The sequence below is a fragment of the Fodinibius sp. GM108 genome (assembly GCF_058386985.1).
In genome coordinates, this window is record NZ_JBYEIR010000001.1 from 117,596 (window position 1) to 136,010 (window position 18,415).

At 43.0% G+C, this 18,415-nt stretch carries 10 protein-coding genes and 1 riboswitch; of the genes, 8 read left to right on the forward strand and 2 right to left on the reverse strand.

The window, feature by feature from the left end; genetic code table 11:
• Nucleotides 1–2: 2 nt before the first annotated feature.
• Nucleotides 3–929: a 1-phosphofructokinase family hexose kinase gene (locus tag ACT3ID_RS00575; protein WP_491540032.1), complete on the reverse strand. Its 927-nt coding sequence runs from the start codon at nt 927–929 to the stop codon at nt 3–5.
• Entirely contained in the window at nt 929–2,113 is a 1,185-nt protein-coding gene (locus tag ACT3ID_RS00580; protein ID WP_491540033.1) for an SIS domain-containing protein, read from the reverse strand. Before ACT3ID_RS00580 ends, ACT3ID_RS00575 begins: the two co-directional genes overlap by 1 nt.
• Nucleotides 2,114–2,323: 210 nt before the next feature.
• Between ACT3ID_RS00580 and ACT3ID_RS00585 the strand changes: the two genes are divergently transcribed.
• The 8 genes from ACT3ID_RS00585 to ACT3ID_RS00620 all read left to right on the forward strand — a co-directional run bounded on the left by ACT3ID_RS00585 (nt 2,324) and on the right by ACT3ID_RS00620 (nt 18,392).
• On the forward strand, nt 2,324–5,239 hold the full coding sequence (locus ACT3ID_RS00585) for a SusC/RagA family TonB-linked outer membrane protein (RefSeq protein WP_491540034.1): 2,916 nt from the start codon (nt 2,324–2,326) through the stop codon (nt 5,237–5,239).
• A 15-nt stretch (nt 5,240–5,254) separates the two neighbouring features.
• Complete coding sequence (locus ACT3ID_RS00590) at nt 5,255–6,787, forward strand: RagB/SusD family nutrient uptake outer membrane protein (protein WP_491540035.1); 1,533 nt, start codon at nt 5,255–5,257, stop codon at nt 6,785–6,787.
• Nucleotides 6,788–6,836: 49 nt separating this feature from the next.
• Nucleotides 6,837–8,165: a Gfo/Idh/MocA family protein gene (locus tag ACT3ID_RS00595; protein ID WP_491540036.1), complete on the forward strand. Its 1,329-nt coding sequence runs from the start codon at nt 6,837–6,839 to the stop codon at nt 8,163–8,165.
• A 246-nt stretch (nt 8,166–8,411) separates the two neighbouring features.
• Nucleotides 8,412–9,008 (forward strand): MarC family protein, encoded by a 597-nt coding sequence (locus ACT3ID_RS00600; protein ID WP_491540037.1) that lies wholly within the window; start codon nt 8,412–8,414, stop codon nt 9,006–9,008.
• Between the two features lie 119 nt (nt 9,009–9,127).
• Nucleotides 9,128–9,342: riboswitch (cobalamin riboswitch) on the forward strand.
• Nucleotides 9,343–9,474: 132 nt separating this feature from the next.
• Complete coding sequence (gene metE / locus ACT3ID_RS00605; RefSeq protein ID WP_491540038.1) at nt 9,475–11,826, forward strand: 5-methyltetrahydropteroyltriglutamate--homocysteine S-methyltransferase; 2,352 nt, start codon at nt 9,475–9,477, stop codon at nt 11,824–11,826.
• A 308-nt stretch (nt 11,827–12,134) separates the two neighbouring features.
• On the forward strand, nt 12,135–13,121 hold the full coding sequence (locus tag ACT3ID_RS00610) for a ribonucleotide-diphosphate reductase subunit beta (protein ID WP_491540039.1): 987 nt from the start codon (nt 12,135–12,137) through the stop codon (nt 13,119–13,121).
• A 111-nt stretch (nt 13,122–13,232) separates the two neighbouring features.
• The gene (locus tag ACT3ID_RS00615) at nt 13,233–15,647 is read left to right on the forward strand and encodes a ribonucleoside-diphosphate reductase subunit alpha (protein ID WP_491540040.1); all 2,415 of its coding nucleotides are present in this window, start codon (nt 13,233–13,235) and stop codon (nt 15,645–15,647) included.
• Between the two features lie 384 nt (nt 15,648–16,031).
• A complete protein-coding gene (locus ACT3ID_RS00620; protein WP_491540041.1) occupies nt 16,032–18,392 on the forward strand; it encodes a TonB-dependent receptor in 2,361 nt (786 codons plus the stop codon).
• Nucleotides 18,393–18,415: the final 23 nt, after the last annotated feature.

The window sequence follows — 18,415 nt, forward strand, 5'->3', positions numbered from 1 at the left end:
TGTTACGTCACCTTCTCTATTTTTACCTTGTCTTTCAACTTTGATATATCTTCTTTTGATATCATGCCCAAATCGGGGTGAATACAGTTAGCACTTCCGCAGGCTGTGGCAAGGCTTGCCCATTCACCGGGTTCTTCGGAAGTCAGGGTAGCCAGGCAAAGTCCGGCAAGCAGGCAGTCTCCTGAGCCGACGGTGCTATAAATATCTGAGGGATCCAGATGACACGAAGCGTGCAGAAGCTCTCCATTTGTAAGCAGATAAAGCCCTTTTGCCCCGTCTGTTACGGCGGCCACTGAACAGTAGTTGCTGAGCCAGCGGACGATTTCTATTGGATCATCTTTTCTGCAAAGCTCTTTACCCTCATGCCGGTTGATATGAATGGCATAGGGATGAGCCGGAAGTGCATTTTCAAGCAAAGCTCCGGAAGCATCTAAAAAAACAGGTATTTCTTTAGCCTGACATTGTACTACCAAGTCGTGATAAATATTTTCATCCATTCCGTCAGTCACTGATCCACTAACAGTTATCGCCTCAATTTTTTGATTTGATACAGCCTGTTGAAAGGCAGTATTGAAAGTATTGATATGTTGTTGTCCGATAGTGGGACCGCTGCCAAGCAGCTCTGTATCATTCCAGTCAGAGGAGGTCTGGTTAGTGATACAGACTCTTGTCCAACTTTTTACATCAGGACCTATGGTTTCGATATTTCTTTTCTGGCATTGCTCTTTAAGCCATTGGCCTGTTGGGCCGCCCCACACGCCGAGTAATTGCACAGATTGATCCAGTTCATGAAGCGCAAAGGCTACATGAATGCCTTTTCCGCCCGGAAAAAAAGATTCACCTGTAGATCTGTTCGTTGTACCTTTATGGATAGAGTCGATCGACCAGAAAGAATCAACAGAGGGATTGGCACAAACGGAGAGAATCATTATGCTTGTTTTTGAGGTGCATCCTTATAAATTTTTACGCCCTTCACAACACGAGAGATAGTTCCATTGGGTGATGGGTTATCCGGATCGTAATCGAGAGCAAGAGATTTATAAAATCCAATAATTTGCGCCGGTATGATGCAGGGCAAAGACCACAGATCATCATCAATTTGTGACTCTTCATGAATGGTTATTGTATAGTCAGTATTGATGAAATCATACGGCTGCTCCGAGACGGAAAGCGTGGTAAGTCCGATATCGTGACTTTGAATTTGAGTAATTAAATCACGCTCGTATCGGTGTATCCTACTTTGATTAGACATGAGATAAACCAATAGTGTTTGACTATCTATAATAGCCTTTGGACCATGCCTGAAACCAAGGAAAGAATCATATTTACCTATCACCTTTCCATTCGTTAATTCCTGCACCTTGAGATGCGATTCGCGGGCTATCCCTAATTTATTACCACTTCCCAAAAACACAATTTTGTTGAAATTTTCTTGGGCAATATTATAAAGAAGCTCACTGAACTGATTTATAAAAGACTTGCCATATTCCGAAAGGATATGAACTTGTTGCTCTAAGGCTTCTTTGTCTGTACCTGTGATAAGCCTGGGGATAAGCATAGCTGCCAGGGTCATACTGGTAAAGCTGTTTGTCATAACAAGACTTTGATCCTCAGCTTCAGAAGGAAGCAAGAAAACGAAAGTATTTTGGTTTCCACTTAATTGGGCTAGCTTGCCTTTCGGATTACATGTTATGATGAGATGATAAACTTCATCACAAAGCTCATCAGCAATTTGGATGGTAGCTTTGCTTTCGGGACTATTCCCTGACCGGGCAAAAGAAATCAATAACAAAGGCTCATCAGTATTCACATTTTCTTCAAAGTGAGTAACCAGGTCGGTAGTGGGAATAGCTGATCCATTATTTTTAAAGAATTTTTTCCAGGTTGATTTCGCTACATCTCCAATATAGGCTGATGAGCCGGCACCTGTTAATACGACGTTAAAGGCGCTACTATCATTTACTTCCTCAAAAAATAGATTCAGCTTCTCACTGTTTTCTCGAATTTTTTTATACGTAGTCTTCCACGTCTTTGGTTGTTGAGAGATTTCATTTGCAGTGTGCTGTCCAATCGTGCTATCGCCAGCATCAGAATGCTTATATAATGTAGCCATAAAATCTGGTTGTAATTATGATTAAGCGAAAAATACAAAAACTCACATTATAAACTCTATTACGAAATAAACCATAAAAAGCATTAAGAAACAAAATGAAAATTTAATTCTTGCATTTCATTATTTTTATTTTAATTTATTGGACAGATCATAAAATGAAAGCAAATATGTTACGTTTTCGTTCAATAAAAGGATAAAAAGCTTATTATTATGTTTAGAAAAGTGAGTGTTGGGATATTGTCTTTTGTTATGTTGCTTTTGTGGGTGGAGGTATTAAAAGCACAAAATGTAACAGTTCAAGGTAAAGTTACCGCAGCTTCTGATGGTATGGCCCTTCCTGGTGTTAATGTATCTGTAAAATCAACAAATGCGGGTACATCGACTGACTCTGAAGGAGAATATGAAATTGTAACAAGTTCCGATGCTACCCTTGTGTTTTCTTTTGTTGGTTTCGAAACGAAAGAGATTGAAATAGATGGCAGGGAGCAAATAGATGTACAGCTTGTCGAAGCTACGGAAGCGCTTGGTGAGGTTTTGGTTATGGGATATACCCAGCAATCCAAGGAAGAGAGCTCAAGTTCTGTGGTGCAAGTATCTGGTGATGAGCTAAATGACGTTACGACAACATCTGCTACTGAAGCCTTACAGGGTAAAGCCTCAGGTGTTTTTGTTACGAGTTCATCCGGTGAACCCGGATCAAATACCGAGGTCAGAGTTCGCGGCACCGGGTCAATTTCAGCTGGAGCTGAGCCACTTTATGTAGTAGATGGTGTTATCGGAGGCACTTTTGATCCAAACGATGTAGAATCAATAAACGTGCTAAAAGATGCATCAGCAACATCTTTATATGGCTCAAGGGCGGCTAATGGTGTTATAGTGGTTCAAACTAAATCTGGCAGCAGAGGTGATACACAAATAAATATCAGCAGCACTGTCGGTTGGAATGAACGATCTAATGGTAATTTCGAGATAATGAATTCTGAGGAGCTCTACGATTATCATCAGCAGATCGGCAATCCGAACTTAGAGAGTGAATACCAGAATATAGATACGAATTGGCAGGACCTGGCTTTTCGCACTGGAATGACAAGTAAGTATGAGGCTTCTGCTTCCGGTGGAGATGAGCAGACTACTTTCTATATTTCCGGCAATTATTACAATGAGGAAGGAACGCTTGTATCAACTGGCTATGAACGGTTTAGTGGCAGGGCAAATATTGATCATGATTTCAGAGATGATTTTAGCGTAAATGCGCAACTATCGGGACGTTATACAACAGACGTCAATAATCCCACGGGTGCACTATATGAATCTTATACCAATATGCCCTGGGATGAGCCGTATGATGAAGAAGGTAACTTGCGAACAGGCAAGGAAAGTGATTGGATCGGCAGAGATCAAAATAATTTCCTGTATCCGTTACAATACAATTATAATAACAGCAATAGCAAGCAGCTGACTGCGAATGTCCGTGCGGAATATATGTTTGCGGATTGGATTTATGCTTCTTCAACAAATCGGATTACATATTCAACCTCCCGATCCGAGAATTTTTCTGATCCACAAACTTCTGCTGGAAGTACCAATGATGGAGAACTCTATAACTTCTATTCTCAAAACAGTTCATTTCTGAGCTCAAACTTGTTGAATTTTGACAGAGAATATGGCCCCCACAATTTAAGTGGAGTATTAGGTTTTGAATATGAGTTTAACTATGCCGATGGAATGGGAGGTACCGGAATAGGCATTTTTTCCGGCTTGGAGATACTGGACGTATCTGCAGAGGCATTTTCTATCGGAGGTTATAAGTCTGACAGTAAGTTTGTGTCCGGTCTATCACAGCTGACCTACGATTATGACAATACATATTTCTTAAAAGGATCGTATCGTATTGATGGATCCTCTCGCTTTGGCCGAGACAATCGGTATGGAAACTTCTATTCCCTGGGCGGATCCTGGATTGTCAGTAATGAATCTTTTATGGATTCAATAGAGCCGATAACAAATCTTAAAGTAAGGGCAAGTTACGGCACTACAGGTAATGCCGAGATAGGCAATTACCTTTCCAGCGGACTTTATACCTATTCACTGCAATATGCAGGTGAGCCAGCCAGTCGTCCTGAGCGCCTGGAAAATCCCGAACTTACCTGGGAGGTAGCCAAGATGGCCAATCTGGGTGTCGAAGTGGGGTTCTTTGAACGAGTTGATCTTACCTTTGAGTTCTATCGGAAAACAAATGAAGACTTACTGCAGAATGTAAGGCTTCCGGGGACAAGTGGTATTGAAAGCATCACCCGAAATATAGGTTCTGTACGAAATAACGGAATAGAGATTGGCATAAACTCGGCTAATATAGAGGGAGAAATCAACTGGACAACTGATTTGAACATATCCTTTAATAACAACGAGGTAATATCACTCAATGATGGCGAAGATATCCCCAATGGCAATCAGAGGATTATGGAAGGTTATGATCTTCGTACTTGGTACATGAGAAATTGGGCCGGTGTAGATCCGGAAACCGGCGATCCGCTGTGGGTTGTCCAGGAGAAAGATGAAGATGGAAACGTGGTTTCAGAAGATGTAACCAATAACTACAGCGAAGCCACTCTGATGCCCGTTGGATCGGCAACACCAGAATTCACGGGTGGTTTTGGAAATACACTTGAGTATAAAGGATTTCGGTTAAACGCTTTTTTCAACTTTGTTTATGGCAATGATATATATCATAGCGCTCGTCAACTGTTTGATTCAGATGGTGCTTATGTAACCTATAATGCGATGGTGCTAAAAGATGAGTGGAGCAGGTGGCAAGAACCTGGTGATGAGGCAACACATCCAAAGCCGGAATTTGGTGGCAACAAAAATTCTAACCGGCCATCGTCGCGATATCTGGAAGATGGTTCTTATTTAAGGCTTCGTAACGTTTCGTTGTCTTATAATCTGCCTGCTGAATGGACATCTAATTTGGGAATACGGTCTGCAAGATTTTATGTAAAGGGAGATAATCTCGTGACTTTCACCTCATTCTCCGGCATGGATCCCCAGGTTGGAGTTGGGGGTACTGCTGGTACGAAGTATCCAATCAGCAAAAAATATTTAATCGGGCTTGAATTAGGATTATAAAAACAGGTGTAACCTATGTTTACGACTAAAAAATATACTCGATCTATGAATGCATTACGATGGAAGTTTACGGCTGTAATCGGGATGGTGTTAATCCTTATCAGTGGATGCGATATTAATACCACTCCATATGATGGAGAATCTAACGAAGAGGCATTAAATACTGTACAAGGCTTGGAGGCTGCGACAAGAGGCAATTATCAGGGTTTTATAGGAGACGGCTACTACTATTATGTGAAACATCTGTTTTACATGAATGAGTTTCCCAGCGATAATGTCTCATTGAGTGGTACAACCACAGATCCCTTGTTTTATGCATATAATTATGGGCATACGCCAAATATGTTTAATGCCGAAAATCTATGGCGTGAAGGCTATTCCATGATACAGGGTGCCAATCGAGTGATTGATGCAATTGAAGATGATGCTTCGGCAGAACTAAAACAACTTAAAGGGGAAAACCTGTTTTTGAGAGCCTTAGTGCATTTTCAACTAGTGAATAATTTTGGCAGACCATATTCTCAGAATCCCGATCAGAACCTGGGTATCCCTATTGTAGATTATACTGATGTTGATAAAGAGCCCGAAAGAGCAACAGTGGCCGAAGTCTATGATTTTATCGTTTCAGATTTAGAACAGGCGGCTGATTTGATGAATACTCCAAAAAGTAGTAGCTATGCATCTAAGGAAGTGGCATATGCCTTACTTTCCAGAGTACATTTATATATGGAAAACAATGAGCAGGCTATTGACTATGCAGAGCGAGTTATTGATTCACAGAGATATAGCCTGATAGATACAGAAACCTTCCGGGAATATTTTACGATTACCAATGAAAATAATCCGGAAACAATTTTTGCTATCAAGTTTACCGAAGAGGATGATAAAGGTTATGGGAATATTGGTTCTATGTACTTGAAAGGAGAAAACGGTGTCGGGTGGGGCGAAATGTATGCCTCTGAGTCTTATAGGGATGCTTTGGGTCGTTATGAAGATGATGCAAGGCATTCATTTATAGATCCTCAGTATGTGCGTGATGATGAAGGAAATATTGAAACTGATGAGAACGGAGATCCAATTTTACAGGAAAGAAATGATTATCCCATTTACTATGTGAATAAATTTAGTTTCCAGCAGGGTATTGTATCGTTAAGCTCTCCCGTTATTTTACGTCTTGCTGAAATGTATCTTAACAGAGCTGAAGCCAATGCTAAACTGGGTAATGATCAGCTTGCAATTGAGGATGTGAATAGAATCCGTGAACGAGCTGGTCTGGAAGGAAATGAGCTTTATTCAGTTGGCGATTTAAAGAATCATGATAGTGTCTTGGATGTAGTGCTGGAAGAAAGGAGATTGGAGTTTGCATTTGAGGGACATAGAAAATTTGATGTATTCAGGAATAACAGATCATTAGACAGAAATTATCCCGGCACTCATCTGCAAACTGGTGAAGCAACACAGACCATTCAGCCTGATGATCCTCGGGTTGTCTTCTATATTCCGGAAAATGAAATAGAGTTGAATGAGAATTTAAAGCAAAATCCGTAATCTTAGGCAGTCGGTAGAGCTCATATTAATCAAATGTGAAAACTGATATATGAATTACAACAGAAAGGATTTTATAAAAACCTCTGCTCTTGCAGGTCTTGGCTTATCGTTGAGTCCTTTTTCAATAACGAAAGGCAGGGATGACAGAACAGTTACGTTAGGCTTTTTAGGAGTTGGAGCGCGGGGAAGCAGCCACCTGAGAGGAATCTTGAACAGAGACGATGTAAAGGTGGCCGCTATTTTAGATCCCGATGAAGAAAATCTTAAAAGAGCTCTTGATACAGTTGAAGAAGCCGGACAGGATCGTCCGGATGGCTATTCCAAAGAAGAGGAATATAAGGATTTATGTGAGCGAGATGATCTTGACGGCGTGATTATATCCTCTCCCTGGGTGTATCACACCCGCCAGGCCGTAGCAGCTATGGAAAATGGAAAATATGCCGGTGTTGAGGTTCCGGCTGCCTTGACGATAGAAGACTGCTGGGAGCTGATTGAAACTTCTGAACGTACCGGAATGCCCTGTATGATGCTCGAAAACGTCTGCTACCGTCGGGATGTGATGGCCGTTTTAAATATGGTACGCGAGGGCTTATTCGGAGAAATGATCCATGCCCGTTGTGGTTATCAGCATGATCTTACTCCTTTTATTTTCAATGAAGATTTGGAATTTGGTCCCGGTACGGGAAGTGTATCGAGCTGGCGGACAAAGCACTACACGAAAAGAAATGGAGATCATTATCCCACCCATGGAATCGGTCCCGTTGCCCACTGGCTGGATATCAACCGCGGAAACCGATTTGTGAAGCTAAGTTCAAATGCCACGAAAGCAAAAGGACTTGAAAGCCATATTAAACATTATGGCGGCGAAGATCATCCCAATGCAGATGTAGATTGGCAAACCGGCGACATAATTACTACTACAATAACCACTGCCAATGAAGAAACAATAATTGTGACACTGGACACTACGCTTCCACGTCCCTACTCGCTTGGATTCCGGGCACAGGGCACAAATGGTATTTGGCAAATGGAGCGGGACGCTGTGCATATCCGAGGTCGCAGTGATCCTCACAGCTGGGAAGAGTTTGATAAATATCAGGATGAATTTGATGCCGATCTATGGAAACGCTACGAAAGAGAGGCGGAAGGATCCGGACATGGAGGCATGGACTATTTTGTACGCAACGCTTTTGTAGAGTCGGTTAAAAACAACACACAAACCCCGCAGGATGTCTATGATGCGGCCGCCTGGAGTGCGATATTTCCGTTATCAGAACGATCTATTTCGCTGGGTGGAGAACCTGTCGAATTTCCGGATTTTACGAGCGGACAGTGGATTGATAACAAACGCATATTTGATCCGAATGGTCTTTATTAGATAGTCTACGTACATGAATTTATATTTTGGTTAGCCTCATATAACCATCAGAATAGTAATCCCCTGTCAAGATTGACAGGGGATTATTTTATTTAGCTAACCAGCTAAAGCATAAAACTGATTGCCAGCTAAAAACCTGTCTTTGATAAGATGATGACTTGTTATTATTCTGAATTTTTAAAATAGCCTCATCTTCAGTTAAAAGTTACTTTTAAGGACTCTTTAAAATTTTATCAATAAGCTATCATGGATCTTTCTATATATTTAAACGCCCTTACAGGATTCTTTGTAATCACTGATCCAATTGGGGCTGCCTTGGTATTTCATTCCCTTGTTCCGGAGGATGAAGTAAAGCATCGGCGGAAAATGGCTTTTAAAACGGTACTTATATCAGTTCTGCTACTAATTATATTTGGGAACTATGGAGAACCGCTATTAGATCAGCTTGGGATCGATATAAATTCACTAAGAATAGCAGGTGGATTGTTACTGTTTTATACGGCTTTTAATATGATTACAGAGAAAGTAGAATATACGACAACTACCAAAAAGAAGGATATTTCTGTTTTTCCTATGACTATTCCTCTTCTTGCTGGTCCCGGTGGATTAACACTGTCTATTCTTATGTTTTCAAAAGCAAATACAGTGAGTGCGGATATAAGTGTTGTAGTGGCAATAATAACGATACTTCTTTTAACGCTTATCCTCATGCTTTTATCAAAATATCTCAAAAAAATAATAGGCAAAACCGGTGATGAAATTTTGAGACGTTTTTTGGGAGTTATACTTGCTGCTTTGGCTATTCAGTTCGTTTATGACGGAATTATCAGGATTGGAAGCTAAAAATGTGCTCTACTGGTTGAATCATCCCAAATTGGATCTCTCATTTAATGCTCCATTGTTGAAAACTTCTGCTATTTGTGGAAAAGTATTCATTGACAATAAAGGCGTGAGCTGTTTTCTTGAAGAATAGATTTAGAGGTGTCCCGTCCCGAAGGCTTTCGGGACGGGGTGAAAAGGGAATCCGGTGCTCTCTGTAAAAGAGAAAGTCCGGAACTGTTCCCGCAACTGTAATCCGAAATATCCTTTGTATTGCCACTGTCTGCCAGCTGGCGGACGGGAAGGTTCAAAGGGCTAGTCGGTAAGTCAGGAGACCTGCCTTTAAATCAAGTAAACGAGGCCTTCGGGAGTTAAGGCGTTGTTGAAAAGGCAGGCAATTATAGCCGATTTAGCTTGATACTTCTGATAGTTCTGTCTTCTCAACGTTTTAGCTTCCCTCCTCATAATCTTAAGCTAAAACGGAAAAAATATGTTTACTCATAATCTTGGATATCCGCGGATAGGTATCAACAGAGATTTAAAAAAGGTAGTAGAGCAGTACTGGAAGGGAGAGATCGACAAATCAGAACTGGATGATTCGGTTTCGGCCCTCAAGGTAATGCATTGGACCGCCCAAAAGAACGCCGGCATCGACCTGATTCCCTCAAACGATTTTTCTTTATATGATCAAGTGCTCGATACAGCCATGATGGTCGGGGCTATACCAGATCGATATTCGGAACTGTTTCAGGAAGAAGATAACAAGATATACAGCTATCCGATCGATACATACTTTGCCATGGCACGGGGGCTGCAGGATGAGACCCATGATATAGCGGCGATGGAGATGACCAAGTGGTTTAATACCAATTATCATTACATCGTCCCCGAATTTTCGCCGAATCAGGATTTTCAGTGCTTGTCATCGAAAATTTTTGATGAATATGAGGAAGCCAAGTCGGTAGGCATCATTACAAAACCGGTGCTTATCGGCCCCGTAAGTTTTCTGTTGCTTGGAAAAGAAAAAGACGCTCCGGAAAATTTCCATCGTCTGGATTTGCTGGAGAACATACTTCCCGTCTATCGAGAAATATTGTCTAAACTCCAGAGTATGGGCGTTGAATGGGTACAGATTGAAGAACCTTTTTTAGCGCTCAATACCGAGGAAAAAGCGAAAGATGCTTTTCGGAAAGCATTTGATGTTTTAGATGAAGATCTGAACGATTTAAAACTTCTTCTGACAACCTATTTTGAAGGACTGGGAGAAAATACTGACCTGGCCTGCAGCCTGCCGGTTGAAGCTTTGCACATTGATTTGCTGGAAGCCCCCGGTCAACTAGACAGCATGTTGCGTGAAATTGATGATCAGAAATTACTCTCTCTCGGAATCATTGACGGACGAAATATTTGGAAGACCGACCTCCAAAAAGCAGCTGAAACTATTGAGAAAGCGAAGTCCCAGTTGGATAATGACCGGCTTATGATTGCCCCGTCCTGTTCCCTGCTTCACTGTCCCGTGGATCTGGAACAGGAAAACGATGAAACCGCACTACCGGCCGAAGTAAAGCGATGGATGGCATTTTCAAACCAGAAGCTGGTCGAGCTCTCCCTGTTAAAGAAGATAGCTGAAGACAAACTTTCGGAAGAAGATAGAGAGCAGTTCGAACAACATCAGGCTGATATCAGGGATAAAGGAAAATCGACCCTTGTTCACAATGATAACGTTCAGGAACGAATGGCAGAGCTCGACGAAAGTATGCTTCAGAGAGGTAACCCATACAGCGAGCGTAAAAAAAGTCAGCAGCAACATATCGATCTGCCCGAGCTGTTTCCCACTACTACGATAGGCTCTTTTCCGCAGACGCAAAAAGTACGAAAGTGGCGGGCCGACTATCGAAAAGGAAATCTTTCAAAAGAGGAATATGAAAACAATATCAAGAAGGCGATTGCTGAACTTATTGAGAGGCAGGAAGAGATAGGACTGGATCTGCTGGTCCATGGCGAATTTGAGCGCAACGATATGGTCGAATATTTCGGAGAACATTTTGCCGGGTTTGCCTTTACGCGAAATGGTTGGGTTCAAAGCTATGGCACCCGCGGCGTTAAGCCACCCATCATCTACGGGGATGTCCATCGTCCCGATCCTGTCACCGTTCGATGGTCGTCGTACGCCCAATCGCAGACTGGTAAACCCATCAAAGGAATGCTTACAGGACCCGTGACGATCACACAGTGGTCGTTTGTACGGGATGATCAGCCGCGCTCGGAGACCGCTAAACAGGTTGCGATGGCTATCCGCGATGAGGTTCGGGATTTGGAGAAAGCAGGCATACAGGCCATCCAAATCGATGAACCCGCTTTTCGAGAAGGCCTTCCGCTAAAACAGCAGAATTGGGACTCCTATCTCGACTGGGCCGTTGATGCCTTTCGCATAGCATCTACGGTGGTGGACGACAAAACCCAAATCCATACCCATATGTGCTATTCAGAGTTCAACGATATCATTGAGCATATAGCTCGGCTGGACGCAGATGTGATTTCGATGGAAACATCGCGTTCGCAGATGGAGCTGCTAGATGCGTTCGTTGAATTTGAATATCCCAACGAAATCGGTCCGGGTGTGTATGATATCCACTCTCCCCGCGTGCCCTCGGTAGAAGAAATGGAAACACTGCTCGAAAAAGCGGTGGATGTCCTCGATCCAAAGCAGCTTTGGGTAAATCCCGACTGTGGGCTTAAGACGCGCGGCTGGGAGGAGACGGTTCCATCCCTGAAAAATATGGTAGAAGCTGCCCGCAAGATGAGGGAAAGTCTGAAGTCACAACCAGTGAACGGCAAATAACACCCCCTAAATCCCTCCCGAAAACTTTCGGTAAAAAGGTAAAGCTTATGATTAATTACGAGCGTCATACCTATGTCCCTCCGAAAGCTTTCGGAGGGAAACTCACGGTTCTTTTTCGTGAGCAGGGGGATGATTTAGAGCAAACTTTACTTGGTGCTGTACATTAAAAATCAGCTTATAGATAGCATCACAGGTCCTGCTAAATACCACAAAAAGTGGCCTACCGATGCATCGAGACATTCCATAAGGGAGGGTTCATTGGGATTGAACCATTCAAATTCAGAATAACATAAACATAACCTTATATCATGCCTAACAAACTTATAGGACGCACGTCTGTGCGCGACAATATTAAACTTAGCGAAGATCCATCATATCCGATTTTTAAAGAGCTATATGAGAAACAGAAAAAAGTGGTTTGGTTTCCGGAAGAACTGAATATCCAGCAGGATGCGCTTGACTATCACTCCCTCAGTGAGGATGAAAAAGAGCTGTTCGACACGGCGGTTGGATATTTTTGCTCATCGGAGCTACTGGTACAAAACGTGTTGGTTAATTCATTCTTTCCGCTGCTTACCGATCCTCATGCGAAGATGAGCTTCAGCACGCAGCTTTTTATGGAAAATATCCACAGCGATTTCTTCGAGATCGTCTTGCAGTCCTTTGGCATGGACCGCGAGAAGATGTACGATGTGGCATTTTCGGATCCCATTCTTCGCAAGAAACAATCACTGATTGTAGATGAGATCGACAAGATCAGCCACGGTAAAATCAATCCGGAAACACTAGAGGGACAGAAACAGGTGCTCCGGGCTATACTGCTTAATAATATCATTCTGGAGGGTATCTTTTTCTACTCTTCTTTTGCCCACTTCTTTGCCCTCAAGGATATGGCCAAGATGAAGAATGTGGTTTCCGGGGTTGAGCTGGTGCTTATTGACGAATCGCTGCACCTGCAAAACGGTATCGAAGCTATCCTGATCATGCTGGATGAAAATCCGGAGATTGTCGAAGATACCGAGTATGTGCAGGATATCAGGAATGTAATTCTGGAAGGTACTGCTCTCGAGATCGAATACGTGAATCACCAGTTCGGGGACCGAACCATTCTCGGAATTTCATCGGGAGAGATGGAACGTTACCTGAAATATATCACTGACCGGCGCCTGCAGGAGCTCGGTTTTCAACAGGAGTTTCATATCAATGAAAATCCGCTCCGATTCCTGCAGAAAGAAGATGTAAAGAAGCTGATCAACTTTTTCGAAGTATCATCAACCGAATACACAAATTATTAAAACAGTGCACTTCATGTGTCATGCTGAACTTGTTTCAGCATCTGTTGCAGAAGATCCCGAAACAAGTTCGGGATGACACGTCGCCTAATTTAAAATTAATTACTCACTACCATGAAACGAACAGTTATTAAACGAGACGGGACCGAAGAGTCTTTCCGCACGCAGAAAATCATCAATGCTATTTTTGAACTGATTGACGGGCTGGAGGTCGAAGACGATTACGAGCTTGTCTTCAAGATCATGAAAGAGCTCGAACTAAAAGTACCCGAGCGGGTGACGACCGAAGAGCTGGACCAGCTTGTGTTGAAAGCCATCGAACAGCTTATCCCCAAACATCCGGTTTACGATACACTGGCCACACGTCAGCTGTTAAAGATTATCGACAAAGATATTGGTCGACGATTGGATAACTTTCAGGATTATCTGAAGCAGGGTTTTGAGCAGGATTTACTTGATGAAAAGCTCAGAGAATTTGACCTGAAGCTGTTTTCTGACGCTCTTAATTTCGAGCGGAATGAGCTGCTCAATTATTTTGGCCTGACTACTCTCCGGGACCGCTATCTGATGAAAGATCGGGACGACCAAATCATAGAAAAACCGCAGTGGTTTTTTATGCGGGTGGCAATGGGTATAGGCAATTCCAATGAGGAGGTTATCAAAGTTTACAATAAGCTGTCGAAGCTGGAATACCTGCACTCAACGCCGACGCTGTTTAATTCAGGGACAACAACTTCCCAATATTCCTCTTGTTATGTAAGCGTTATTGACGATTCGCTGGATTCTATTATGGATAAAGCTCGCGAGACAGCATTTCTGGCAAAATATGCCGGGGGAGTGGGGACTGATGTCACGCGCATTCGTGCAACGGGCTCTAATATCTCTTCTCTGAATGCTCCCTCCTCGGGAGCAATTCCGTTTATCAAAATATTCGACACGCTGGTTAATTCGATACAGCAGGGCGGTCGCCGGCGCAGCTCCCAGGTGATGTCGATGCAACCGTGGCACCTCGACATTGATGGATTCCTGGATTTACGCGAAACTACAGGGAACGCTTATTTCCGCACACCATCGCTAAATACCAGTTTGTGGATGCCGGACGAGATGATGCGACGTATCAAAGAAGGAGAACCAATTTACTTCTTCGATCCCGGAGAATGTCCCGAATTGGTAGATGCTACCGGTGATGATTTTAAGAAGAAATATGAACAGCGGATTGAGCAGGCTGAAGCGGGAGAATTAGAACAGTTCGATAAACGGGATAGTCAAAATTTCTTCAAAAAATACCTCTTCAAATTGGCGAAAACCGGTCACCCGTGGCTGATTTTCAAGGATGAGCACAATCGCCACAATCCTTGTCCGCAATACAGTGTCATAAACAGCTCCAATCTCTGTACCGAAATTTCTATTCCAAACAGTCCCGATTCTACGGCTGTGTGTACGCTGGCTTCAGTAAATCTTTCCAAACACCTGACTGAGGATCACAGTGACATCGACTGGGAAAAGTTTGAGGATACGCTCGAGGTGATAGTGCGCGGACTCGATAATGTACTCGATAAAAATTTCTATCCCTCCGAGCCGGCCCGAAAAAACACCATGGATCTTCGTCCACTGGGTGTAGGACTGATGGGCTTTGCCGAAGCACTTGTGGATCTCGGCATTCCTTACGATTCAGAAGAAGCAGTGATGTTGGCCCGTAAAATCAGCTCGTTTATGCGGGAAGTTACCTACAGAACCTCTCAAAAACTGGCCAAAGAACGCGGGGCTTTTGACCATTATCAGGAGATGGAGGAACAGGGAAATCCCTATGATTACGAGCCCAGGCGCAACGCTGTACTGCTGGCAATTGCACCGACAGCTTCCATATCTATTATTTCCGGCACTACTTCTTCGATCGACAGCTATTTCAGTAATCTTTATTCACGAGATACGCTGTCCGGCAAGCATATTGTTATCAACCGGCAGCTGATTGAGGATCTTGAAGAACAGGGCTTGTGGAGCGATGAAATGGCCCAGACTATCAAGGCTAATAACGGATCTGTACAGCCGATCAGGGAGCTGGACGGGGTCATCGATAAAGATCTCTACAAGACGGCTTACGAAATTCATCCGAAGCGACAAATTGATATTGCTGCTGCCTTCCAGGAATCAATTGATCAGTCGGTATCAAAGTCGCTTTATATTGATGAAGATCTCCGGGACAATATGGAAGAGTTCTACCTGTATGCATGGGAGAAAAAGCTGAAATCAACGTATTACTGTTTTGTTGACAAGGTGGTAAAAGGGGAGAAATATACCGAGAATGTTAATAAGCGCGGATCGCGTCGTGGCTTTGGGGCTGCTTCATCCGGCAATAACAAATCAGATAATCAGCCAGATTTACAACCCGAAGAGGAAGACAAAGCAGCACTGGAAGCGAAAGCACGCGAAAAATTCGGGGATGAGGTTGTCGATGAGGCATTGAATGCAGATGAAGATTCGTGTCCTACCGATCCGATGCTGCGGCGAATATGTCCCAGCTGTGAATAAAGTTGTTCAAGCGATGTCGTCGAGATGGCGACATCGTTTTTTTAATTCAGAAATTCTGATAGCAAGAGCTTTTGGGAGAACAAAATCGAGTAGCTGCGCAGCATAAACTGAATTTTTGCCAGACTGCTTTTAGCCGTCTGGATGCAAACCCTATAGTATTGTCTTATGAATAAGAGTTGCCGAATGAATATCAACGTAGCCGGGTAAACCGACTAGTTTTTTTCTCATCCTAGAGGAGGCATCGGGAGGTTTTAAGGAGGGGGTTTTATCAGATAGACGCTGCAATTTATAATTAATCTAAATAGTAATTGCGTTTCAAATCATAAGCATCTATCTTTGCACCTCTTAATTTAGAATTGATCTAAGGAAATATAAGAAATCATTGTGCTATTAAGAAATGCCGGTTTGCTCTTTTTATTTCTGCTGTTCGGCTTGGGAGTGGCCTCCCTTAAGGCTCAGAATCCTGCGGCTGGTATTACTGGAAAGGTTCAAAGCTCAACCGGGGAACCGTTGGTTGGAATCACTATTAAGCTGGAAAATACGAACAAGGGTACAGCTACCGACACCGAAGGTTTTTTTGAGCTGGATGACCTTTCTGCGGGAGATCATGTGCTGGTTATTTCAGGCATTGGGTTCATCACTCAGGAGAAAAAAATCACCCTTGAACCCGGTGAAAGTAAGAACATCCAAATAACGCTGAACGAAGATACTCTTCAGATGGAAGGCGTTATAGTTCAGGGTAAGTCGGAGGCCAAATTAAAACGGGAAGAAGCTTTTAGTATCACTTCTATAAGTACAGAGCCTATTCAAAACGCCAGCTATAATCTTGATGAGGTTCTTAAAACTAATCCTGGCATTCATCTTCGCAAAGAGGGCGGTCTCGGTTCCGGCTTTAACTTATCACTCAATGGGCTATCTGGTCGACAGATCCGTTTTTTTATCGATGGAGTACCTTTGGAAAATTACGGTAGCACATACGGTATTAATAATATACCGGTAAATCTGATTGAACGAATTGAAGTTTACAAAGGAGTGGTTCCAATAAATCTCGGCGGTGACGCATTGGGAGGAGCGGTAAATCTGATCACGGAACAATCGATGCAACATTACCTGGATGCATCTTATACCGCAGGATCTTTCAATACCCACAAGTTGGCGCTCGACGGGCAGTATATTGACCCCTCCTCGGGATTTGTCTTAAAAGCAAATGGATTTTATAACTATTCGGATAATAATTATACCATCGATGTGCGAATTCCGGATCCGGAAACAGGAACATACGGTGAGGAGCAGGAAGTCGAGCGATTCCATGATGCATATGAGTCCCGGATGGTAGAGGTTGAAACGGGGTTTCGCGACCTGAGCTTTGCCGACGAGCTGATGGTCGGAATTTCTCTTGCCGATAATTATGATGAAGTACAGCATGGAGTAAGTATGGACCGCGTTTTCGGGCGTGTACATACAACCAGCAGCACCAACATCGGTTCACTGAACTATCAAAAGGAAACTCAAGATCTGAGTATTGAGATTTTTGCTTCCTATCTACATGGAAATTCCGGGGTGGTTGATACCAGTGCCGTCTCATATAACTGGCTGGGCGAATTTGAGCCTAAAAACAACCAAAATATTGCCGAATCGAGCTGGGATAAAACGCTATTCAAATACACCGACAGGGCTTTTCAGAGTAATGCAAACCTGAAATATCAGCCCGCAGAACAGCATGAAATTTCACTCAACTATACCCAAAACTATATTGACCGGGAGGGAAGTGATCCCGTGAGCACCAGTCCGGTTGCCTTTGCCGATCCCAACATCCTTAACAAAAAAGTGCTGTCGGGCAGCTATCAGTTTAGCGCTTTTGATGATCGCTGGACTACAACCGTCTTTTCCAAGCTGTATTTTTACAATTCTGAAGTGGTTGATGTAGACTGGGACGGAGAGACTACGGAGATTACCAGCAATATCTTTAAACCCGGGTATGGAATTGCATCGACCTATCACCCGCTGGAGGGTTTACAGCTGAAAGCATCATATGAAAAAACGTATCGTTTCCCCGACGGCTACGAAGTCTTTGGCGATGGGCTGTTGCTTCTTTCCAATCCTCAATTATCTCCGGAAAATAGCAACAATTTTAATATCGGGGCACAATTCGACCGATTTTTCGGCAACCATCATCTAATTGCGGAAAGCAATTATTTTCTGCGGGATGTTGAGGATCTGATTCGTATTGAAGCAACGGGACTTACCAGTCAATATGTAAATCAGCGAAGTGTCATCAGCTCGGGGATTGAAGTAGGGTTCAGGTACGAATACAGGCAGTTGTTTTTTGCTGATATCAATCTCACCTATCAAAATATTTTAAATAATTCCCGCTATGAAAATGGGCGCCGCAGCCATGTGTATCGTGATCGTATTCCGAATATACCATACCTGATGAGCAATCAGGGGGCAGGACTAAAATTCGATGACCTGTTTTTCACTGCCGATCGTCTGTCACTCACCTGGCGGGGCAATTTTGTGGAAGAGTTTTATTTAAAATGGCCGAGCCAGGGCTCCTCAGATAACAAACATATTATCCCCCGTCAATATTTACAAAACATCGAGCTGGGATATTCTCTAAAGAACGGCCAATACAATATCAATTTAGAATGCACCAATGTTACCGATACGGAGGCTTATGATCACTTTCGGCTACAAAAACCCGGAAGAGCCTTTCAAGTCAAATTTCGATACCTCTTTAATTAATAACACATAAAGTAATAAAATTT

What these genes read in the sequence shown, in the direction of transcription:
- ACT3ID_RS00575 (WP_491540032.1), bottom strand. Translation starts at nt 929, where the DNA reads ATGATTCTCTCCGTTTGTGCCAATCCCTCTGTTGATTCTTTCTGGTCG.
- ACT3ID_RS00580 (WP_491540033.1), bottom strand. Translation starts at nt 2,113, where the DNA reads ATGGCTACATTATATAAGCATTCTGATGCTGGCGATAGCACGATTGGA.
- ACT3ID_RS00585 (WP_491540034.1), top strand. Translation starts at nt 2,324, where the DNA reads ATGTTTAGAAAAGTGAGTGTTGGGATATTGTCTTTTGTTATGTTGCTT.
- ACT3ID_RS00590 (WP_491540035.1), top strand. Translation starts at nt 5,255, where the DNA reads ATGTTTACGACTAAAAAATATACTCGATCTATGAATGCATTACGATGG.
- ACT3ID_RS00595 (WP_491540036.1), top strand. Translation starts at nt 6,837, where the DNA reads ATGAATTACAACAGAAAGGATTTTATAAAAACCTCTGCTCTTGCAGGT.
- ACT3ID_RS00600 (WP_491540037.1), top strand. Translation starts at nt 8,412, where the DNA reads ATGGATCTTTCTATATATTTAAACGCCCTTACAGGATTCTTTGTAATC.
- metE (WP_491540038.1), top strand. Translation starts at nt 9,475, where the DNA reads ATGTTTACTCATAATCTTGGATATCCGCGGATAGGTATCAACAGAGAT.
- ACT3ID_RS00610 (WP_491540039.1), top strand. Translation starts at nt 12,135, where the DNA reads ATGCCTAACAAACTTATAGGACGCACGTCTGTGCGCGACAATATTAAA.
- ACT3ID_RS00615 (WP_491540040.1), top strand. Translation starts at nt 13,233, where the DNA reads ATGAAACGAACAGTTATTAAACGAGACGGGACCGAAGAGTCTTTCCGC.